Here is a 21,220-nt window from a genome sequence, read left to right on the forward strand (position 1 = left end):
ATCGCCGCGCCATTTCAATGTCGTGCCCTGTCGGCTCCACCGGTCAGGACGGTAGTGACTTGTGGATCTTGAAGAACGTCAGGTTCAGGACACGGCCGTTCGACAATGCAAAGCCGATGATCCTGCCCCGACCATCCCGGCGGAACTGCAGAGCCCCGGCGATGGATTGCGTGACGAAGGCATCCGGCTCGCGCAGGAAGCTCGGTTGCTGGCGGATCATCGCCTCGCCAAACGCGCCGCTCAGCCACAGCGCCCCATCCCGTATCTCGACGGTATAGAGCAGCTTGAGTTCGGGGGTGTAATAGTTACCGACATAGTCGAGCATCTGTGCCGCCGTCACGTCGGGGACGTCGGTTGGCGCGATCCGCCTCGCGATACGATCATGGTCTGGTTCGTGGATGACGAGCGTATCGGCGTCGGGGAAGCTGAAGGTGACAGGTGCGTTCTTGAGGAAAAAGTCGCGTGGACCGAATGCGGTCAGTTCGTCCCGGTCCTGCAGGACGAGCTTGCCGTTGCGCAGGGAGACAGCGAAAAGGACGCCAGGTTCTTCCTTGTAAGTGCCCACGAAGGGCGCCAGTTGCTTGTCGTCCAGCAGGACTGCCTGATGCTTGACGCCCACCGCGGTTTCGGGAGCATCGCCGAGATACAGATCCGCGATTTTGCGTGCCAGTTCGACGGGGTTGATGCCTTCGCTGTTGCACAACAGGCTGATCGCCAGATGCCGTTCGGGCAGCATCAGGAAATCGGCGACATAGCCGGGATCGGTACCGCTATGCTCGACGGTCATCGTGCCGCGATATCGGCCGATTTCGAACCCGGCGGCATAGGGCTGGGTCTTGCCCGACGCATCGGGCTGTGTCGCGATCATGGCGTCGAAGATCGCACGTGTTCCGACCCTGGGTGCGTCGAAGTTCATCGCCCAGCGTGCCATGTCCGCGACGCTCGTCTGCACGCCCGTCGCGCCATAGGTGGAGTAGGGCAGCGACCGCCGCTGATACCTGGCACCGGCCGGTGCATAGGGTTGTGCATGGCCGGTACGGATGACGCGGAAATCATCCTGCACCCAGCTGTCCACCATCCCAAGTGGCTGAAACACGCGTTGCTTCAGGAATTGCCCGAAAGGCTGTCCCGACACGCGTTCGACGACAAGCGCGAGCAGCGTGTAATTGCTGTTGGAATAGGCGAAGCGGCTGCCGGGGGGGAAGTTGAGGTCGCGCTGGCCGTAGAGAATGCGGGTCACGTCCTCCTGCGTGATCGTATCTTCCAGACGACGACCCGAAAGCGCCAGCAGACTCCATTGATCGCGCAGGCCGCTGCGATGGTGCAGCAGATCGTTAATCGTGATCGGCATCCCGAAATCGTGAAGCTCGGGCACATAGTTGCGGACATCGTCCCCCAGTGACAGCCTGCCCTCTGCCCGAAGCAGGTGGATGGCGAAGGCGGTGAACTGCTTCGATACCGACGCGATGTGGAAGCTGGTCGTGGCAGTGTTGGCGACCGGCCCCTCGACAATGGCACTGCCATAGGCGCCGGTGAACACCACCCGCTGGCCCTGCGTGACCGATACCGCGCACCCCGGACCGGCGGGACTTTTCCAGCGGTCGAACAGCGTGTCGATCGCGGCGGCCGCGGCAGGGCGATCCCCGGCAAGTGCGGGTGTTGCGAACAGGGCGGCAGCGATGCCGATCAGGGTGGTCCAGGGCAACTTCCGACCTGCGGAACGCGCAATCGCGGCACGCATGATCATGGCTTCGGCCCTCGCAGGTCGGCGAGCGCGGCGCGTGCGCTCGGCAGGGCCGGATCGGGCTGGCGGCCAGTTGCGACATTGCCGATGCCGTAGGACGCCCGCTCCACCATCTCCCCGTCTCGCTGGATCGGGACGGTGCCGCTGAATGCCCGCCGGGCGGCGTAGTCGTCGACTAGCGCCTCCAATCTGGTCGCCGCAGAGGACTGCGCGGCCACTGGCGCCGTGACCACCGGAAACGCCATCAGCGCTATCAGCAGGAGCCTCATCCAAGGGATCATGCACACCGACTCCTTTGCCATGACTACATTTGTAGTCAGCTGCGAATGGTGAGGCAATGCCGGTCGCCATTGCCGGCTGCGGCCCATCTCCAGATGGTCTGACTTGCCGTGCGGACTCTCGAGCCTCAACCAAGGCTTACTCGCGCGGTGCTGCTCCGAACAGGTCATCGGCGAAGAGGTCGATAGCCTTTTGCGAAATGCCGGTATTGTTGAGCAGCACGATGCTTTCCCGCGTGTCGTAGCGATGTGCGAGGAGCGTACGATAACCGTTCAACCGTCCCGTTTCCCATGCCGCCTGGACCGGCTTGCCCGCGATCGTCATCGTGCGCACCCGACCGCCGAGCGAATAGTCCTGCTCGGCCACGCGCACGGTTCGCAGCGCCTTCAGCGATGCCGGCGTGAGGAGCCCCAGGTCGAACACCGCATGTGCCAGGCGCAGCAGGTCGGGCGCCGTGCTGTAATAGCCACCCGAAGCGACCATGACCGGGGTGCGCACGTTCGGCCATTCGACCGGCGGGTCGACCGTGCGATAGGAACGGGCCGAACCGGGTTCGTTCTCGATGCCGATCATAGCAGTCGTACGGTCAAGGCCGAGCGGATCGAGCGTGATCGCGCGCATCGCGTTCTGGAAAGGCCTGCCGGTCACCGCTTCGACGATCGCGACGACGATGAACCAGTTGGTCAGGGCATAATCGAACTTGCTGCCTGGTTCGAAGATCAGATCGCCCGAGGCGAAGCGGCGAACCGATTCCGTGGTGCCAAAATCGTGTGTGACAAGGGCCGGATCGGCCTTCACCGCGCCCGTGAAAGCGTTGGGGATGCCGCTGGTGTTCGACAGTAGATGGGCGAGGGTTACTTTCGCCCCAGTGTCGGCCCGGTAGCCCGGCAGCAAGGTGGCGATCGGCGCATCGAGCGACAGCTTGCCGGCCTCGACCAGCTTGAGCACCGTCACCGTGGTGAGGAATTTGGAGATTGAGGCGATCCCGTACACAGTGTCCGTGGTCGCCGGCGTCTTCGCCGCGATGTTCGCCAGCCCGAAATTCCGGGCGTAGACCAACCTGCCATTCCGAGCCCGGACGATCGTACCGGCGAAACCGTTCGCCTTCACAAAGGCATCGATTTTCGCGTCGTCCCGATGGGCCGCAGCAGATAGGGGCGTGGGCAGCAGGGACGTGATTCCTGCGGCCAGGCCGCCTTGCAAGAGTGTCCGCCGATCGATCGTCATTGGATCGCTCCGGTGGAAGAATGACTTTGCCTTCGATAGCTTGTCTCAAGAAGCGCGTCGGCGAAGTCGCCAAGCTTCTGATAGTCCCAACTCGCATTGTTCAGGACGATCACGCTATGGCCGTCCGCCAGCACGCGCCGGGCCACCATGCGAAAACCGCCGTTGCTGCCATCCTCCCAGGCCAGATCACGCAGCGTGCCGCCCACTCTGGCTGAGCGAATGCGCCCGCCGAGCGCGTAATGCTGTTCTGGCATCTGGATGGTCGTCAGCGCCTTGCGGCTCTCCGGGCGGAGCAATTGGCCGCTCAGCACCGCGTCCATGACGACGAGCAGGTCCGGCGCCGTGGTGTAGAAGCCCCCGGTCATCCCCATGAACCCGGGGATCGGATTGGGTTTCGGCTGCGGCGTGGGCGACAGCGTGGAATAGCCCACTGCCATGCCGGCCTGTTTTGCCGAATCGCCCGCATAGATGCCGCTGTCCGCCAAACCCAGTGGTCGTACCAACAGGCGATCGACCAGCGCCTTGTAGCTGGTGCCCCCGACGCGCTCGACCACGGCCTGCACGAGGATCCAGTTCGACTGGGAATACTCCCATTGCGTCCCAGGCGCGAAGGCCAGGTCGCCACTGGCATAGCGCCGAACCGCCTCCTGCATGTCCAGCTCCACGCCCCGGCTCGCCGGATCGGCCTGTCGCGCCTTGAGAATGTCATTGGGAAGCCCGCTCGAATGGCTCATCAATCGCCGCAGCGTCAGCCGCGCGCCATTGTCGGCCCGATAGTCGGGCAGATACCGGGCGATCGGCGTGTCCAGATCGAGCTTGCCCTGATCGACCAGCTTCAGCACGATGACGGAGGCGATCCATTTGGACATGGAACCGATCTCGAACCGCGACCGGTCGGACAGCGGGACGCCATGGGCAGCGTCTGCCACACCGATCGCGGCGACATGGTCGATCGTCTTTCCCCGCGCCGTCAAAGCAACGCCGTTGAACCCGTCGTCGCGTGCCGCGTCGATCGCGTCCCGCCAATTCGCCGTCGAACCCTGCGGGCCGGGGGGCGCTGCGGTCGCGGCAACTGTCGTCGCAGCGGCAGCCGCCTCGCGTGCCGGTGGCTGTCGCGTTGCCTTCAGCAAGGCATTCACCGACGCGACGGCCGAACCATCGCCGGTCAGCGCGACGGCGGCAAAGGCATGGTCGGCAGGCGCATAGACGACGAGGGCGCTGGCGCCCGGCGTCCCCCCCGCATGGCCGATCCACAGTAGGCGCCGGTCGCCGTCAGGCGCGTCGAATACCATCGCGCCTAGGCCATAGAAAGTGCCGGAGTCGAACATCGGATACAGCGTCCCGGTCATTTCCTGCACCAGCGACGGCGCAATCAGCCGGCCGCCGAGCAGCGCGGACCAGAAGCGCACCATGTCGCTGGCCGACCCGACGATCGGACCGGCGGCACCGGCCCAGCTCGGATCGATCGGCTTCGCCTGCGCGGAGACGAGCGGCGCCACGCCCTCGGCCCCGCCGCCCGGCGGCAGTGCGCGTAGCGACGTGAGGCCAAGCGGCGTGAGGATCCGCGCGGTAATGGCCGCGTCGATCGACCGGCCATCGACTCGCCGAACGATTTCGCCGAGCAGGTCATAGCCGGTATTGGAGTAGCGCCAGTTCGCGCCCGGACAGAAGAGCGCACCATGCTTGCGCGCGATGGCAAGGGTTTCAGCCGGATCGCGATAGCGCGGCGCGGCATGGGCCTTTTTGTCCTCGTTCGCGCTGAAAAGACCGCCCGTGTGCGCCAGCAGATCGCGCACCGTCACGACTTTGCCATTGGGTACGCCGGGGATCCATGTGGACACCGTATCGTCGAGCGACAATTTGCGCTCCTGCACGAGTTGCAGGACGACGATGGCGGTGAAGGTCTTGCCGGCGCTTGCCCAGAACAGGGGGCGCTGGCCAGCCGCGTCGCCGCTCCACATGCCCTTGCCTTCGATTCCCACTGCCGCCGTTATCGATGGTGCATGGGTGGCCGCCTTGATCGCGGCGAGAGCGGCGTCGAGGCGGGCGGTCGTTGCCGGATCCAGCGCGCTATCCGGAACCGCTGCGGGCGGGGGCACGGCCACCGCTGCGTGCAGGGGCCGCCCGGCATAGGGCGCGCGCGCCGTGCAGACGACCGGCTTATAGTCCTCGGCCCGTGCGATGGCAGGCGCCAGGCAGGAAAGCGCCACGAGGATGCCGCCGGCCCTCAGGAAGCGGCTGCGCGCTCGCGCGATTCGGGCAGGCAGGTTCAGCATGGATAAGCCTTGTTGTAGCGGATGAGCCCGTCGAACGGATCGAGATCGGGCGGGCATGGCTTCCTGCTCGCCGCGATAGGCGGCCAGCGGATCGGCGATCTCGGGGCCGCATGGACGCTGATCGAACCTACGCCATTCGCCCGAGAGTTCCGGTTCGGCAGCCTGCCGCCCGTTTGAAAGGAAACGCAGCTCAACAGCCGAATTCGGGACGCTCGAAATCCTCGATCTGCCAGCCATATGCCGCGCGACGTGCGTAGAAGGTATAGAAGCACTTGCGTTCCCTGGTTGTCGTCGGCGCGTATTCGGTGCGACTCCGCGGGTGACCATTGCCCCCGCGCTCGACTCTTGTGGTGGCATCGCCCCCGCTCGTCTCAAATTCGCTCTGCATCCACTGATAGGCACGGCGGCCGTCCGGCAGGTCGCGGACATCGACCGGCGGGCCGTAGCGTGCCATCACGGCCTCGGGAGGCCGGCCAACATAGCCACGCATGATATCAGCGGCGCAGCCGGAGAGGGCCAAGGCGAGGACGAAACAACCGGGCAGGGGGCTGCGGCAACGCAGGACCGGAAGAAACGAATAGCGCTTCATACGCAAACTCCAGTGGATAGCCGCACTTGTTTGCGCTGCGAAGATTGCGTCAGCCTTGCGTCCACACGGCGAACTCCAGCCGGATAATCGTGCCGCCCGAAGGTGCCTCGATCGCAGCTACCGATCCGCAGTGCCGTGTCATGACCTGGCGAACGAGATGGAGACCGAGACCAGCCCCCGTTGCCCGTGGACGCAAACGATGGAAGGGCTCGAATATCCGGTCGCGTTCGTCGGCCGGAATGCCTGGACCGTCATCCTCCACCTCGATCATTCTTCCCGTGATCCGCACGATGATGCGGTGCCCGCCATGCTCCATCGCATTTTGGATCAGGTTCGCGAGCACACGCGCAATCGCTGCGGTGTCGCCGCAGACTGTCTCCCCGCCGAGATCATCGACCTCGATCTCGACGCCGGCCACGAGCACCAGCGGCGCCAGATCCGCCGCAACCTCCCGCGCGATCGCGGCGAGATCGACCGTCTGGCGCAACGGCGCATGGCGGTCGATGCGTTGAAGATCGAGCATCTGCTCGGCGAGGGTGGCGAGACGCGCAACGTCACGCTGTAGCCGTCGTCCCAACTCCGTGTCGGGCGCTGCATCGATCTTTGCCTGGAGAATGGCGATCGGCGTGCGAAGCTCGTGCGCGGCATCGACGAGAAAGCGCTGGTGTCTGTCATAGCCGTCGTCGAGGCGCCGGAGGGCGCCGTTCATCGCCTCGACCAGCGGCACAAGTTCTACCGGGAGGTGGTCTGTCGGCAGTCGAGCGCCGCGGCGATCGATGTCGATTGCGCCCGCCTTCTCCGCGATCATCGCCAAGCCATGGAGCGCGCGCCGCACAATCACTGGCGTTGCAACGATAGTGATCAATGCCAATAGACCGAGCACCGGGATCATCATCAGGTTTGAAAGGAACAGCACGACGAAGGTCGCACTGAACAGGCTGCCTTTGCCGAGCACGGTCAGTTCTCCGGCAGGTCCAGAGGCGCGGCGTACGATGGCCAGATACTGAAACGGCGGCTTCGTATCGCGGATATCCGCGAAGGTGATGGAGCCGAGATGATGAGCCAGCGGACGATATAGCGCCGGTATCTCGCCGAAGGTGATCGTGTCACCGCGATCGCTTCGCGCGACGAACCAGAGGTCGGCGTTGGCGGCACGCAACGCCGCGAACTCCCTCGTCTCCACGATATGGAGCCTGCCATCCACGCCACGTGTCACGGAACGTGCCGCTACTTCGGCGAACTTGGGGCTGACCAGCACGCCCCCCTCGTCGGTGAGGACCAGATAGCCGACGAAGGCAAAGCCGAACAGAAGCAGGATGCTCATCTGGAATCCCAGCAGCCGCCCGATCAGGCGGCGCTTGAGCGAGCCGGGCCGTTTCTTGGTCAATCTTGCCGTCGCAGCAGGTAGCCTACGCCACGAATGGCGTGGATCTCTACTTCAGCGCCTGCTTCCGCGAGCCGCTTCCGCAGCCGGGAAACATGCGAATCCAGCGTATTCGACTGGATCGCATCGTCGAAGCCATAGACCGCGTCCTCCAGCGCGCCACGCTGCACTGTCCGTCCGCGCCGCCGCATCAACGCCGCGAGCACGCGCAATTCGCGGCGCGGCAGGTCGAGCCTTACGCCACCGACAAGCGCCTCGTCGTTTGCCATGTCGTAGACCAGTTCACCCAATTGCACCTGCTGGAGCGGCAGTGCAGTCGGGCGTCGGCGGACCGCACGCATGCGCGCCAGCATCTCCTCCATCGCGAAGGGCTTTGCGAGATAGTCGTCGGCACCGGCGTCGAGCCCGGCAACGCGATCGGGAACGTCGCCACGCGCGGTGAGGACGATCACCGGCACGCCCGGATTTGTGCGCCGCAGCTCGGCGATCGCGTTGAGTCCGTCACCGTCAGAGAGCGTGCGGTCGAGCAGCACCAAATCACTGATGGCAATCGTTGTCGCTTCATGCAGTTCGGCGAGCGAGGCGACATGGTCGACGACATAGCCCTCGCGCTCCAGCACCGCACGGACCGCGATCGCCATCTCCGCCTCGTCCTCGACCAGCAATATTCTCAACCTCGCGCCCTCCCAGGGCCGGGCAGACGGTCGGTCCGACCAATCGCCTGCCCAACCGTTCACGGCTCAAAAGCCGATCGACATTCCGATCTGGACCTTCGACGAAGTCAATCCGCCACCATAGTTGACGCGATTATATTCCGCGCGCGTGAAGACCCCCGGTATGAGCGCGACCTCGGCACCGCCGCCCCACAGGAAGCCGCTCTTGGTGCTGCTTGCATGGACATCGGCAAGGTTCGTTGCCCGGAAATCCGTGGTTTCGCGGGTCCGCAGCCAGCTATACCCCGTCCGACCATATAGCAGCACGCGCGGCGCTGGCAGCACACCGACACGACCAGAGACGTCCCAAGCCCATCTTGGCTTCAGCGCATAATCGCCGATGGTGCTCGCGGCCTTGAGCGTGCCGCCGCCGCGGCCGATCCCGCCTTCGCCGCCGATCACCAGAACGTTGCCGAGCTGGACATCGTAGCCGATATGACCGCGATAGCCGATCCCGCCCTTCTTCTCGTCGAGCATCGAGGCGATGCGGGGCAACGCATAGTCGCCTTCCTGCCAGCGATAGTCGACCGATGCGCCGATCTTGACCCCCGTAAAGGTCACGTCATCGTACGATTGCGCGCGGGCAACAGTGGGTGCCAGCGCCAGGGCGCAGAGCAGCAAACAGATACGCTTCATCACAGATCCCTTCGATCCTTCTACCGGCTGCCCCAAATGCAGCCGAACGCCCGGATGGACACGGAACCTTGTGTCAGCATTGCGGACGCCGGATCCGGCGATCAAAACCGCGCCCGGCCGCCCGCGCCTGCTGCCTGATTCTCTCAAGATCAGAACGCGCGCGCATGGGATCGCCTTTCAGCTATGCCCTCCAGGCGATCCATGCGCGCTGTCCCGCTGAACTACATTGCGCCGACACGGCTGCCGCGTTTTTGACTTGCCTTGACAGTGCGTTTGGCATGATCCAACTCCCCACCATTGGGGGGAAGCATGCGCAAAGCTCTTGGCCTGGCTGCGGTGGCCATTGCGGCGGTCCTTTCAGGCGGGGCCACCCTGGCGACGGACGGCTACACGGGGCCGGTGATCGACACCCATGCCCATGTGCGGACCAGCCAGACCAACGGTTTGACCGACACCCATCCTATGGGCACGGCGGCTCTCCGCGCCCTGGACGCTGCCGCCGGCGTCCAGCGCAGCGCCCTGATCGACATGGCCGACAAGGGCGACATGCCAGCCACACGCGCCCTCAACGACGCCCTGCTCGCGGCGGTGGCGGCCGATCCTGACCATTTCTATCCCATCGCCTCGGTCCATCCGGCGGACGGCGACGCGGCGCTGGCGGAGCTGGAGCGCTTGGCGCGGCTGGGCGTTCGGGAGATCAAGCTGCATCCGAACAGCCAGCAGCTGGATGTCGCCGACCCGGCAGTGGCCCGCGTGACCGAGAAGGCAGGCGAGCTGGGCATGGCCGTGCTGTTCGACAGCTACAACCCGATGGATACCAACCAGCCGGGCAAGCTGATGATGCTGTCGTTCCGGCAACCGGGCACGAATTTCATCTTCGCCCATATGGGCTTCACGGAATTTCGCGAGTTCCAGAGCCTGGCAACGCTGCGCAAGCTGGGCCGCGGCGGCAACGTCTGGCTGGACGTCTCGGCCATCGCCTCGGCTTATGCGGGATCACCGGTGGCGCCGGAACTGGTCTGGACATTGCGCCGGCATGGCATGGACCATGTGTTGTTCGGTTCGGACTGGCCCGTGGACACCCCCGCCGAAGCGTTGAAGGCGGTCCGCGCCCTGGGCCTGACGGCCGCTGAGGAGAAGCTGGTGCTGCACGACAACGCCGTCAAGCTGCTGAAGCTGGACCAAGGCTCGTGAACGCGCGCAGCGCGGAAGCATAGGCCCGGCCAATCGGCAGGACGATCGCACCCGACAGCTCGGCCACGCGACCGTTAGGCCCGGCTTTCGTGCCGTGAAGGTGCCGGACATTGATGGCATGACTGCGATGGATGCGGACGAAATCGGATGGCAGAAGCGCGAGGACGGCTTTCAGCGTCATCGTGACCACGATTTCACGACCATCACGCATGTGGAGGCTACAATAATCATCGTCAGCCTTTAGGAACACGATCTGGGAAGGGGCTACCAGATGGTGGCGGGCGCCGTCCCGCAATGTCACGACCGGTTCGACGGCAGGAATCGCGACCGGCACTTCCGCGACAGTTGCCGGTCGCAATATGGCCCCAATCACTAGCACGATCGCGGCGATGGCGGCAGAAACGTAATAGCCGGTATCGAGGAAATCGGGGCCGGCGACGTACGCCCAGACCGCCAGCGCCGCCGCTATCAGCGCAAGAGCGATCGCACGTCGATCATGGCGGAGGGCTGCCTGCATCGTAAGCGCGGCGATCGCCAGCATTGCGATCTCGAAGACGGCCAGCGACTGGCGGTCGGGCCCGCCGATGATCAGGCACGCCACCCCCATCGCCATGCCGGTGATACCGACGACGATACGGGGCTTGAGCGGCACCAACAGGCGGCTCGTCATGCCAACCAGCAGCAGACCGACGATCACTGTCAGTCCGGTCAGCACCTCCATGCGGGCGAGGTGCCACGGATAGGTGTAGGATATCGCGATCTTGCTGATCTCGACAAAACCCTGCGCGACGATCGCAGCCAGCACGGCCATCGCCGGGGCCGCCTGTCGCCCGATCCGGCCCGCGAGCAATAGTGCGCCGAGCACCAGCAGCGCGACGGCCGGAAGCGCCAGCGTCGCCAGCGTCGGCAGATAGTGGCGCAGCGTATAGCCTTGCGCGTCGCGTGGCGGTCCGGTCGCGATGCGGTGGATCGGCTGCCCGATTGGCAGCCACAGATGATGCGCGGACAGGACGATTGTCACCCTGTTGTCCCCGTCACGGACCAAGGCGCGGGGCACGACCAGTCTGGCGCTATAACGACCCGGCGTTTCGCTTGCCCTGTCCGCGCCAGGGAAACCGTTCGCGCCGATAACGACGCCGTTCCAGCGGACGAGCGCGCTTGCCATCGCATCGATCTCCACCGCGATCGGGTCGCCGATGGCACCGGGTGGCACGCGAACGGTCGTGGAGAGTGTCGTGAGGGGTGCTGTCAGTCTTTCATATTCCGGCGTGACGATACGGCAATGGACCGTTTGTGCATCATCGCACGCCTGCCAGCGAGCCGGCGCGATGGCCCAGGCAGGAGACCCGAAGCACAGGGCCAGTATTACGGCAAAGACACGGTACGCCATCATTCTGCTGATGGTAGCATGGCACTGGCGGTCGTTCACCGATCCGGACGGTCGTCTACCGATCGGTGATGTCCATCCACAGGCGAACACCGGCACGGTCGCCCAATCATTCCTGCGCACGAGTAGCCCGCATGTCCCCGATTCGCTTCGCCACCCTGCTTCTATGCGTCACCACTTCGATCGTCGCCACCTCCGCAGCAGCAGCGGAGAGCTGGATCGTGCGCACCGATCTCTGGGGTAATCCTGCCTTCTCGACGCTCACTGTCGAGCGTCGCGGCAAGGACGTGACCGGCGATCTGGACGGCGACCGCATCGAGGGGCGCGTGACGGGCGACCGGCTCACCCTGACCGCAACCGACGGCAAGGGCCGCACATCGACCTACACGGTGAGGGTACGCGGGACCGAACTGGCCGGCACCGCCGATATGCCTGACACCAACGATCCTGCCGCTCGCGTCACGCATGCGGTGACGGGATGGCGTGTCCCCGAACGCCAGGGCGGAGGTCCCCGCACTGTCGAGTACACGCCGACTGACTATTCCAATAGCTGGAACGCCGATCGCCGTCCGGTGCTGGTCGTCTGGCCGGGCGACACGATCCATACCACCACGATCGATTCCGGCGGGGTGGACAAGGACGGCAAGACCCGCGCCCTGTACGGCAATCCGCAGACTGGTCCGTTCTTCATCGCCGGCGCACAGCCCGGCGATACGCTGGCGGTCCATATCCGCCGTCTCAAGCTCAACCGCGACTGGGCCGACAGCCTCGATGCCATCGTCGGGCGTGCGCTCGGCACGTCGCTGGTGCCGGAGGCGGGCCAGCTCAACAAACCCGTCAAGTGGCTGCTCGATCGTGAGGCCGGTCGTGCCCGTCCCGAGAAGGCCGAGGGCGCGCTTGCAGGTTATTCAGTGCCGGTGAAGCCGATGCTGGGCGGACTTGCAGTCGCGCCCGGGTTCGGGATGCCGGCGATCTCAACCGGCGACACCGGCCGCTTCGGCGGCAACATGGATTTCCCCGAGGTAGCCGAAGGCAACACCGTGTACCTTCCCGTCCAACAGCCAGGAGCGCTGCTCTACTTCGGCGACGCCCACGCTCTGCAAGGCGATGGCGAGACGACGCAATATGCCCTCGAAACTTCGATGGACGTGACCGTCACCGTCCAGCTCATTAAGGGCCGCAGCGTATCGATGCCGCGCGTCGAATCGCCCACGCAGATCATGGTACTGGGCCAGGCCGGCTCGCTCGACGAGGCGCTGAAGTTCGCCAGCACCGGCATGATTCAGTGGCTGCGGCAGGACTATGGCATGACGCTGCCGCAGGTCGCGCAGGTGCTGGGTACGGCGATGCACTACAGCGTCCCCAATCTTGCTGGGCGCAACGTCGGCGTCGCGGCTCGGATCGACAAGGCGCTGTTGCCGGCGAGAGAATAATTTGCATCGTGCAGCGCTTCGGTCGGGTGGGTCCCAAAAATAGCCGATCGGTCGATCGGCCGATCGCGAGAGCAACGCTTGACTATCAATGCTTTGGTGGGGGCATGGGGCCGCGCACCGGCCTTTGCTACAGGATCGCCATCGTCGCACAGACACACCAGTGCCGCGACCTCGGCCTCGGCAGGCGGGATGTACGGCCACCTTGTCGCATTCATGCTGACTGCCATCCGGCATTTTGTGATCTTCGAGCAGCAGCGTCCTCGAAGCGGAGCCGCCAGGCACTTGCACGACGAACTCTATCGCGATGGCCAAGGAGGGCAGGCCTATTTCGGCGCTGTCGAGCAGCTACGCGGCCACTTGGACAGGTGCCTACCGTTCCGCCGCAGCTCGGCGCGAACTCCCAGCCGCCACCGCCTCGACCACACGAGCACGCAAATCATCCGACCGACATTCGCCCATGATCCACCTCCAAAAGAGGTTGAATCACAATCAGCATCGCTCGGGAATCCTTCGATTCACAAAAGCGGCGCGCCGCTCTAAGATCTGGCAGTAAGTACAACATTGCTTCGCCGTAACGGAGTGTACCAGCCGGCTCGGCGCTTACAAAAGCTTACAGAGGCACATTCCTGCGTTGCATTCGGGGGCAAGAAGAAGCGCGTTCTTCTTGCGGAGTCAGAGCACATGATCCTCGAAATCGTCATCGCCTGCGCGCGCCAGGCGGGCATGGCAGCGGTGCTGCTAGCGTCGTCCGTTGCCAGTTCGCAGCCGGTGTCGGTTGCGCCGGTGCAGGTCTCTCGGCCCGGACCGCGCGTGGTGGTCGTCGATCGGACCCGTCCCGGCTGGTGGCGTGGTCGGCCGGAATTCACCGTCTATGCCGGCCCACGGCGAGGCTATTACTTCGCACCCGGCTATGGCTATTATCTGCCGCCGCGCGGGGTCCATGGACGCGTGTGGGTGGTTGGAGTGACCTTGCCGCCGCCGATGCGACGCTATGTCGTCGTCGAGCCGCGCGTCTATGGGCTGCGCAGACCGCCGGCCGGCTATCGCTGGTATTATGCGGGCGATCGCATCGTGCTGGCCGCGATGGCCACGGGCATCATCCTGGAGTCAGTGCCCGGCGGCTGGTAGCGGCGCGTTCAGCATGCCGCCCGAGGATAGTGCAGCACGACGCGGAGCCCGTGCGGCGTCGCCTGCTCGAACCGAACCGATGCCCGGTCGCGGCCGGCAAGCGCGCGCACGATCGCGAGCCCCAGCCCGGCGCCGCCCGTCTCGCGGCTGCGCGAAGGGTCGAATCGCTGGAACGGCAGGCCCAGCCGCGACAGCGCCGCTGCCGGCACGCCGGGGCCGTCGTCCTCGACGGTGATCGCGACCGAAGCATCTCCCGCCGCCGCTGCCGTCACGACCACGCGGGTGCCGTGGCGCAGCCCGTTGACGATCAGATTGTCGAGCACCCGTCGCAGCGCCAGGGGGGTCGCGGCGATGGCCAGGTCGGCGGGCACCGGTGCCAGAGTCACGGCATCGCCGAGCTCGGCATGCGCGGCGACGATTTCGCCGAGCGCGGTCGCCAGTGGCACGGGCTCGGGCCGCGCCGGTGGTGCGCTGTCGCGATCGGCGAGGAACAGCGTGTCGTCGATCAATGCGGCCATCTCGTCGAGGTCGCGCACGGTCCGATTCCGCTGCTCGCCATCGTCGATGAACTCGGCGCGCAGCCGCAGCCGCGTGAGATAGGTGCGCAGGTCATGCGCGATCGCGCCGAGCACCCGGGTGCGCTCGCCAACCAGCGCGCGGATCTGTGCCTTCATCTCGTTGAACGCGGCGGCGAGCGCGCGGATCTCCCGCGGCCCCCGCACCGGCAGGTCCGGCGCATCGAGATCGTCCGCGAACCGGCGGACGCCCCGCGACAACCGCCCGAGCGGCCGCGTCGTCTGCCGTACCGCCAGCATCAGCGCGCCGAGCAGCACCAGCGCCCCGGCTGCACCTACCATCGCCCGGCCCTGGATATAGGCGCGCAGATCGTCGGAGGGTTGGCTGGTGAGCAGCAGGATCTCGCCGTCGCGCAACCCGATCGCCACGCGGATCGGCGCCAGAAAGCGCGCCGGCCGCGCCGCATCGCCGATCCATCGGCCGATCCGCGGTCTACGCCCATCGACACTGACGGCGCGCCCGTTCGCGGCAGCGCGATAGCGTGTGGCGAGGCCCTCCAACTCGTCCGAAGACCGCCAGCGTGGCGGAAGCGCGGACGCTAGCGACAGCGAATAGAGGCCGCCATCGAACGCGCAGACCAGCGCGCTCCGTTGCGCTGCCGGCGCGCGATCGAGCGCGTCCGCGATCGCTGCTGCTTCCGCCGGCTTCGGCAGGCCATAGGAGCGACCCGAGTCGGGTGATCCGGGCAGCACCACCACCGCGATCACCAGCTGGACCAGCAGGAAGCCGATCAGCAGGATCGCCGCCAGCCGCAGCGAAAGGTTCGAACCGATGCTCACAGCCGTTCCACCGCGAGGGTGAACTGATAGCCGCCGCCGCGCACCGTCTTGATAATCGTGTCGCCGCCCGGCGCGCAGGCGAGCTTGCGGCGCAACCGGCTGAGCTGGACGTCGATGGCCCGGTCGAACGGTCCCGCGCTGCGGCCGCGCGTCCAGTCGAGCAGCTGGTCGCGGTTCAGCACCCGCTGCGGATGGGTGGCGAAACAATGCAGCAGGTCGAACTCGCCGGCGGTCAGTTCGATCTCGCGGCCGTCCGGCGCGGACACGGCCCGTGCGCCGACGTCGAGCGTCCATCCCCCGAAGCGATAGCGTTCGGTGGGGATCGGGGCGTGCACCCGGTGGCGCGGGCGGGTCCGGCGCAGGATCGCGCGCACGCGGGCGACCAGCTCGCGCGGGTTGAATGGCTTGGCGAGATAATCGTCTGCGCCGAGCTCCAGGCCGACGATCCGGTCGACATCATCGCTTTTCGCGGTGACCATCAGAACGGGGAGGTCGCCGGCCGCATGCAGGCGGCGGCAGAGCGAGAACCCGTCCTCGCCGGGCAGCATCACGTCGAGCACCGCCAGATCGACGCGGCGACGCTCGTTGAGCTGATCGAACTCGGCTGCGGTCCGGCATCCCACCGCTTCGAAGCCCTCGCGGTGGAGCAGGTCCACCACGAGCGCGCGGATTTCCCGGTCGTCCTCGACGACGGCGATGCAGCTGGTTTCCATGGCCTATCAATAGCGCTGCCAGCGCCGCAGGTGAACGCGGCGAGGCCGCGCCGTTACACTCTGTTACCCTTCGTCACCCAGAGGTCGCAGCGGGATTACAGCCACCCGCTAGATCCAACGCCAGCGGCGGCTTCCGTCGCCTGTGCAAGGAGTGACACGATGTACAAGCATGTTCTGGGCTTCGCCGCACTCGCCGCGGGGCTGACGGCCCTGGCCATACCAGCCGAGGCGCAGGTGCGTCGCGGCCATGCCGTCGTGGGGCGGACTGCTTCGGGGCAGGGCATTGCCCGGTGGCGATCGGCCACGCGGGAGCCAGGCGCGGCGACGGTCCGGCGTGGCCTGCAGCTGTCCGACGGACGCGGCTATCGGCACGAGCGGAGCCGCGACTATGGTCCGGGCCACGCTTCGGTCGATCGCAGCACCCAGTTCAACAATGGGCGCGGCGCCACCATCGCACGCGACGCGAGCTGGGGCGACGGCAGCTTCAGCGGCAGCCGCACGACCACGCTGAACAACGGCGACAGCTATCGCCGCACGACCACCGCCACCGCCAATGGCGACGGCACCGCGAACTATTCCAGCAGCTTCACCGGCCCGCAGGGCGCGACCCGGACGGTTAGCGGCACCGTGCCCACCCGGCGCTGACTCTTTCCCCCGCGGCCGCGTCTTCAGCCCCCTGGGCGCGGCTGCACCCACGCTTCGAGGCTCTCATTGCATGAAGACATATCTGTTCCTTCCGATCGCCCTGCTGATGGCGAGCCCCGCACTGGCGCAGATGCAGCGCGATCCCGCTGCCGCGCTGGCCAATGCCGATGCCGACGGCGACGGCGTGACCACCCGCGAGGAGTTCCGCCAGTCGCGCGCGGCCCGGTTCGACAAGGCCGATCGCAACCATGACGGTGTGGTGAGCCATGACGATTTCAAGCGTCTTGCGCGGTTCCGGCCCGATGCCGTCGAGCGGCTCGACGCGCTGATTGCCGAGGCCGATGCCGATCACGATGGCCGCCTGACCCGAGACGAACTCGCGCGGGCGCCGATGCCGATGTTCGATCGCGCCGACGCCGATCAGGATGGCAGGGTGACCCAGGCCGAACTCGCCGCGTTCAAGGCCAGGGTCGCCGCACTGCGCGATCAGCGCTGATCGTCCCTTCCGCAGCGTTGGCCGTGATGGCATGATTGCGCGCGATCGTCATGCCCGAGCGCCGTCTTCTCCGCCTCGCCGCGATCTGGGTCTTGTGGCTTCTGGTGGCCCTGATCACCTCGGCGCAGACCTATGTCGCCGGCCTTGCCGCCGGAGCGGCCCAGCCCTGGCATGTGGCGTTCGCCAACGGTGTCCTTTGGTATGCGCCCTGGGCGATACTGACGCCGGCGGTGGTGGCGGTGGCGCGCCGCTTCGCCGGCGAGCGGCGCATGCCGCTGCTCGCGGCGGTCCATCTGGCGGCAGGCATCTGCATCGCCATCCTGCACACAGCGCTCTACACAATGTTGAACGCGGTGATCTACGGCAGGACGGCATGGGCCGCCTGGAGCACGGAGCTGCTGCTGCGCAAGCTGACGAGCGCTGTTCATGTGAACCTGATGATCTATGCGATCCTCGTCGGCATCGTGCTCGGCGCCCGTGCCTATCGGGCGCTGCGCGACCGCGAAGTCGCCGCGGCCCGCCTACAGGCGCAGCTCGCCGAGGTGGAGACGGCGGCGCTGCGGGCGCAGCTGCAGCCGCACTTCCTGTTCAACACGCTCAACGCCATCTCGGCGCTGGTGCCTGACGATCCGGTGACCGCGCAGCGGCTGATCGCGCGGCTCGGCGACCTGTTGCGGCTGTCGATCGAGGACCGACGCGCCGAGCGATGCCCGCTCGCCGACGAACTCGAATTCGCAGACGCCTATCTCGCCATGGAGGAAGCGCGGCTGGGCGACCGGCTCCGCGTGATACGCCGTGTCGATCCCGAAGCGCTGGCGACCGACGTGCCGGCACTGTTGCTCCAGCCGCTGGTCGAGAATGCGGTGCGCCACGGTATCGCGCCGATCGTCGCGGGCGGCACGATCGACATCCATGCGGCGCTGCTGGGCGACACCGTCCGGATCGTGGTGGCCGATGATGGCGCGGGTGCGGGCGCGGTGGTTGAGCGGGTCGGCCTGGGCAATGCGCGTCGGCGCCTCCGCCAGTTGTACGGCGATCGGCAGTCGCTGGAGATAGATAGCGCACCGGGAAAGGGTTTCCGCGTGACGCTGATGCTACCCCGATGATCCGGACGCTCATCGTCGACGACGAACCGCTCGCGCGCCGTGCCATTCGCGCGCCGTTGGGCTCGCAACCCGATTTCACTGTGATCGGTGAGGCGGGGCATGGCGCCGCTGCGATCGCTGCGATCGAGGCGCTGCGCCCCGACCTGGTCTTTCTCGACGTGCAGATGCCCGAGATGACCGGGTTCGACGTGATCGAAGCCGTCGGCGTGGATGCGATGCCGCTGATCGTGTTCGTGACGGCGTTCGACGCCTACGCCCTCCGCGCCTTCGAGGAGCAGGCGCTCGATTATCTTCTCAAGCCCTTCGACGATCTTCGCTTTGGTATGCGCGAGATCCTGCGGCAAGGGCGCTATGCGCGCGGCATCATCCTGCTGTCCCTCGATCTCGACCGGCAGGATCTGGACGAACTCCAGGCGGAGGCGGGGAGCACGATCCAGATCTGGTCGCTGGCGCGGCTTGACGAACTCACCAGCGGCGATGCCATTCTCGCAGAGCGGCTGGAGCTGCTTGCCCTCGATACCGCCATGGAATGGTCCCCGGTATCGCCGTTAATCCAGCCACAGCCAACACCGCGTCAGGATTCGTTTTCTCCCATCCGCGTGCCGCAGCAAATGCCAGTAACCGCCGCAGCGATTGCACCACCACTACCGCCGGGAGCCGCGATCGCGGCCCGGTTGCGCGGGACCGCGCCTGGGCACGCAGGCTGGCAGGCCTATGAGGCGGGCTGTATTGATGCCGTGCGGTTTCTCTTCGGTAAGGAGCTGCACCAGCCCACCCGGCAGAAACGTAGCGCAGACGGGCATCACCGCAAGGACCTGATCTGTCGTATCCGCTCGGAGCCAAGCTCCTTCTGGTCAATGATCGAGTCCGATTTCTCGACGCGCTATGTCGTGTTCGAGGCGAAGAATTCGGCCGAGGCGGTCGGCCAGAACGAAGTGGAGCTCACCGCCAAATATCTGTTCGCCAAGGGGCTCCGCACGGTCGCGATCCTGTTTGCCCGTGCCGGCAGCTCCGACAGTGCGCGCATCGCCGCGGAGCAGACGCTGCGGGACCGCGGAACGTTGGTCCTGATCCTCAGCCTCACCGATCTCTGCGGAATGCTCGAGGGCGCGGACGCCGGCGATCCGCCCCAGAACTTCATGTTTGAGAAGGTCGACGAGTTTCTGATGTCGCTGGGCCGCTAATCGCCGCGTTGATATGAAATCTTATAGCTCGCAAACCTCGGATGTGATCACCTGGCTGCAATTTCGTAGGTCGGTCATGGAAGATAGCATTGAGATTCCTGCCCATATCTCACCGTATCCTGGCGCCCATTCAACTGACGCATCAGGCAGCTGAGATGCGCCCTAACCTCGGTCGTGAAACTGCCCGCCAGCCGTCCCGAAAGCGGCCACCATCTATGATATTCGTGAAATTGAACGGAGCTAGCGCAGCTTTTGCCAAAGTCCAAGGGCTGAACGCCAAGCCGTTAGCTTGACCAAAGACCTAGATAAGTGCCTATAAAATCAGGATTGATTGGCTGCGCTTGTCTCGATACGCCCAATGTACGCGGAGAACGAAGATTTACGCTCCATTCTTGACTTTGCAGCTTACGAACCCATCTTCCTCCGACCGCTGGAGGCAGCGGCATACAGGGGATGCATCATGACAGCGAAGGTTCGTATTAAAGCTGGCCCGGTCGAGTTCGAGTACGAGGGCGAGACCGAACTTGGTGTTTCCGACATCAAGGACCTGTTCACGCACATCGAAACGCTCTTCAAGGTACCGGTTCTTGCGGAGGTTCCAGATAGTCATTTTCCGGCGACACCGCCTGCGTCGAATCTATCCGCTGGTGCTGCGCCGCCCCAGAAGCTCCACATTAATAGCATCGCAACCAAGCTGAAAGCCAAGACTGGCCCAGAGGTGGCTGAAGCTGCTGCCGCTGCACTTCAAATTTACGAGCAGAAGCAGACGTTCAATCGCGCTGAATTGCTTGAGATGATGAAAAAGGCCACCATGCATTACAAAGATAGTATGGCTGGGAACCTGAGCAAGATTTTGATCACGCTGGTCGGTTCGAAATTCAATCAGGTTAGCGACGGGGTATATTCGTTGTCTGCGGATGCATATCAGTCATTGGAAGCACAGCTTGCTTGAACCGTCCGGGCTGAAGGACTGGCTGCATCGCGATCTTCCGGTTCGCGATAAGCTCCTGCTAATCTTGGCCACGTTTGATCAGCCAGTACAGCTTTCCGACATGCGAACCCGAGCCGAAGAGGCAGGCTTTAGAGTTCCAAAGAAGTGGAACATGTCCGACGTGCTGGGTCGCAGCGGCGGATTGGGCATCCGTGTTCCGTCAGGATGGGAGCTTACCGACACAGGCAAGAACCATCTCCGTAACCTGGGGGTCGAGTCAGTTAGCCCAGCAGCGATGCAGGTTGCGGCAGACCTCCGCAAGCATCTCGACAACGTGCAGAATGTGACCACACGCGCGTTCGTTGAGGAAGCCATCAAGTGCCACGAGGCGAAGCTGTACCGTTCAGCCATCGTCATGTCGTGGGTAGCTGCGGTGGACGTGCTCTATCGTGAGGTCGTCGCCAATCACCTCGCAGCGTTCAATACGGAGGCCCATAAGGCCAACGCCAAATGGAAGGAGGCGGTCAATGAGGACGGCCTTGCGAAGATGCAGGAGGCCGATTTTCTCGACCGTCTCGTGCCGATTGGCATCATCGGTAAGAACGTGAAGGAGGAGCTGGCGAAGGCGTTGAAGCTGCGGAACGGGTGTGGTCATCCCAACAGCCTCAAGATCGAACCCAATATGGTGGCGAGCCATATCGAAACGCTCATTCTGAACGTGTTCGAGCAGTTCCCAGCCTGATCGTTCCTAGGGCGCAGAGTCGGCAGATTCGCGACATCAATAGAACGGCCCGCTTACA

21 protein-coding genes are annotated in these 21,220 nt (G+C 65.1%); 10 read left to right on the forward strand and 11 right to left on the reverse strand.

The window, feature by feature from the left end:
- Positions 1-43 precede the first annotated feature (43 nt).
- The 4 genes from DD559_RS07265 to DD559_RS07275 all read right to left on the reverse strand — a co-directional run bounded on the left by DD559_RS07265 (position 44) and on the right by DD559_RS07275 (position 5,526).
- Positions 44-1,705 (reverse strand): serine hydrolase domain-containing protein, encoded by a 1,662-nt coding sequence (locus tag DD559_RS07265; protein ID WP_165831031.1) that lies wholly within the window; start codon positions 1,703-1,705, stop codon positions 44-46.
- A gap of 38 nt (positions 1,706-1,743) precedes the next feature.
- On the reverse strand, positions 1,744-2,025 hold the full coding sequence (locus DD559_RS19770) for a hypothetical protein (protein ID WP_165831033.1): 282 nt from the start codon (positions 2,023-2,025) through the stop codon (positions 1,744-1,746).
- A 136-nt stretch (positions 2,026-2,161) separates the two neighbouring features.
- Entirely contained in the window at positions 2,162-3,250 is a 1,089-nt protein-coding gene (locus DD559_RS07270) for a serine hydrolase domain-containing protein (RefSeq protein WP_116468596.1), read from the reverse strand.
- Positions 3,247-5,526 (reverse strand): serine hydrolase domain-containing protein, encoded by a 2,280-nt coding sequence (locus DD559_RS07275; RefSeq protein ID WP_165831035.1) that lies wholly within the window; start codon positions 5,524-5,526, stop codon positions 3,247-3,249. Before DD559_RS07275 ends, DD559_RS07270 begins: the two co-directional genes overlap by 4 nt.
- A 21-nt stretch (positions 5,527-5,547) precedes the next feature.
- On the opposite strand from DD559_RS07275, the gene DD559_RS19775 reads away from it, so the two are divergent.
- The gene (locus DD559_RS19775; RefSeq protein ID WP_165831036.1) at positions 5,548-5,703 is read left to right on the forward strand and encodes a hypothetical protein; all 156 of its coding nucleotides are present in this window, start codon (positions 5,548-5,550) and stop codon (positions 5,701-5,703) included.
- Between the two features lie 13 nt (positions 5,704-5,716).
- Here the strand turns inward: DD559_RS19775 and DD559_RS19780 are convergent, their stop codons facing one another.
- From DD559_RS19780 to DD559_RS07290, 4 genes are all read right to left on the reverse strand, one after another.
- Positions 5,717-6,115, reverse strand: a complete 399-nt coding sequence (locus tag DD559_RS19780; RefSeq protein WP_165831038.1) for a hypothetical protein — start codon at positions 6,113-6,115, stop codon at positions 5,717-5,719.
- A 49-nt stretch (positions 6,116-6,164) separates the two neighbouring features.
- Positions 6,165-7,502, reverse strand: a complete 1,338-nt coding sequence (locus DD559_RS07280; RefSeq protein ID WP_206364471.1) for a sensor histidine kinase — start codon at positions 7,500-7,502, stop codon at positions 6,165-6,167.
- Positions 7,499-8,164 carry a response regulator transcription factor gene (locus tag DD559_RS07285; protein ID WP_218018157.1) on the reverse strand — a complete coding sequence of 222 codons (666 nt, stop codon included), beginning with the start codon at positions 8,162-8,164 and terminating at the stop codon, positions 7,499-7,501. Before DD559_RS07285 ends, DD559_RS07280 begins: the two co-directional genes overlap by 4 nt.
- A 75-nt stretch (positions 8,165-8,239) precedes the next feature.
- A complete protein-coding gene (locus tag DD559_RS07290) occupies positions 8,240-8,848 on the reverse strand; it encodes an outer membrane protein (protein WP_116468598.1) in 609 nt (202 codons plus the stop codon).
- A gap of 309 nt (positions 8,849-9,157) precedes the next feature.
- Here DD559_RS07290 and DD559_RS07295 point away from each other — a divergent pair, with 309 nt between their 5' ends.
- On the forward strand, positions 9,158-10,042 hold the full coding sequence (locus DD559_RS07295) for an amidohydrolase family protein (RefSeq protein ID WP_116468599.1): 885 nt from the start codon (positions 9,158-9,160) through the stop codon (positions 10,040-10,042).
- On the opposite strand, the gene DD559_RS07300 is transcribed toward DD559_RS07295, so the two are convergent.
- The gene (locus tag DD559_RS07300; RefSeq protein WP_206364472.1) at positions 10,011-11,471 is read right to left on the reverse strand and encodes a LytR/AlgR family response regulator transcription factor; all 1,461 of its coding nucleotides are present in this window, start codon (positions 11,469-11,471) and stop codon (positions 10,011-10,013) included. The genes DD559_RS07295 and DD559_RS07300 overlap by 32 nt on opposite strands.
- Before the next feature lie 92 nt (positions 11,472-11,563).
- Here DD559_RS07300 and DD559_RS07305 point away from each other — a divergent pair, with 92 nt between their 5' ends.
- Together DD559_RS07305 and DD559_RS07310 are read left to right on the forward strand one after the other, a co-directional pair.
- Complete coding sequence (locus tag DD559_RS07305) at positions 11,564-12,862, forward strand: acetamidase/formamidase family protein (protein ID WP_116468600.1); 1,299 nt, start codon at positions 11,564-11,566, stop codon at positions 12,860-12,862.
- Between the two features lie 681 nt (positions 12,863-13,543).
- Positions 13,544-13,990 carry an RcnB family protein gene (locus DD559_RS07310; protein WP_116468601.1) on the forward strand — a complete coding sequence of 149 codons (447 nt, stop codon included), beginning with the start codon at positions 13,544-13,546 and terminating at the stop codon, positions 13,988-13,990.
- Positions 13,991-13,998: 8 nt separating this feature from the next.
- Here the strand turns inward: DD559_RS07310 and DD559_RS07315 are convergent, their stop codons facing one another.
- Positions 13,999-15,345: an ATP-binding protein gene (locus DD559_RS07315; RefSeq protein WP_116468602.1), complete on the reverse strand. Its 1,347-nt coding sequence runs from the start codon at positions 15,343-15,345 to the stop codon at positions 13,999-14,001.
- Positions 15,342-16,058 carry a response regulator gene (locus tag DD559_RS07320; RefSeq protein ID WP_116468603.1) on the reverse strand — a complete coding sequence of 239 codons (717 nt, stop codon included), beginning with the start codon at positions 16,056-16,058 and terminating at the stop codon, positions 15,342-15,344. The genes DD559_RS07315 and DD559_RS07320 overlap by 4 nt, the downstream gene beginning before the upstream one ends.
- Positions 16,059-16,217: 159 nt before the next feature.
- On the opposite strand from DD559_RS07320, the gene DD559_RS07325 reads away from it, so the two are divergent.
- The 6 genes from DD559_RS07325 (at position 16,218) to DD559_RS07350 (ending at position 21,162) form a co-directional block, all read left to right on the forward strand.
- The gene (locus DD559_RS07325; RefSeq protein WP_116468604.1) at positions 16,218-16,703 is read left to right on the forward strand and encodes a hypothetical protein; all 486 of its coding nucleotides are present in this window, start codon (positions 16,218-16,220) and stop codon (positions 16,701-16,703) included.
- Positions 16,704-16,773: 70 nt separating this feature from the next.
- Positions 16,774-17,199, forward strand: coding sequence for an EF-hand domain-containing protein (locus DD559_RS07330; RefSeq protein ID WP_116468605.1), 426 nt, complete (start codon positions 16,774-16,776; stop codon positions 17,197-17,199).
- 50 nt (positions 17,200-17,249) lie between these two features.
- Positions 17,250-18,305: a sensor histidine kinase gene (locus tag DD559_RS07335; RefSeq protein WP_116470775.1), complete on the forward strand. Its 1,056-nt coding sequence runs from the start codon at positions 17,250-17,252 to the stop codon at positions 18,303-18,305.
- On the forward strand, positions 18,302-19,489 hold the full coding sequence (locus DD559_RS07340; RefSeq protein WP_116468606.1) for a LytR/AlgR family response regulator transcription factor: 1,188 nt from the start codon (positions 18,302-18,304) through the stop codon (positions 19,487-19,489). The genes DD559_RS07335 and DD559_RS07340 overlap by 4 nt, the downstream gene beginning before the upstream one ends.
- A gap of 358 nt (positions 19,490-19,847) precedes the next feature.
- Entirely contained in the window at positions 19,848-20,441 is a 594-nt protein-coding gene (locus DD559_RS07345) for a hypothetical protein (protein WP_165831040.1), read from the forward strand.
- A gap of 151 nt (positions 20,442-20,592) precedes the next feature.
- Entirely contained in the window at positions 20,593-21,162 is a 570-nt protein-coding gene (locus tag DD559_RS07350) for a hypothetical protein (RefSeq protein ID WP_240610158.1), read from the forward strand.
- Positions 21,163-21,220 lie beyond the last annotated feature (58 nt).

Source organism: Sphingomonas pokkalii, assembly GCF_003096275.1.
Taxonomy (GTDB): Bacteria; Pseudomonadota; Alphaproteobacteria; order Sphingomonadales; family Sphingomonadaceae; genus Sphingomonas; species Sphingomonas pokkalii.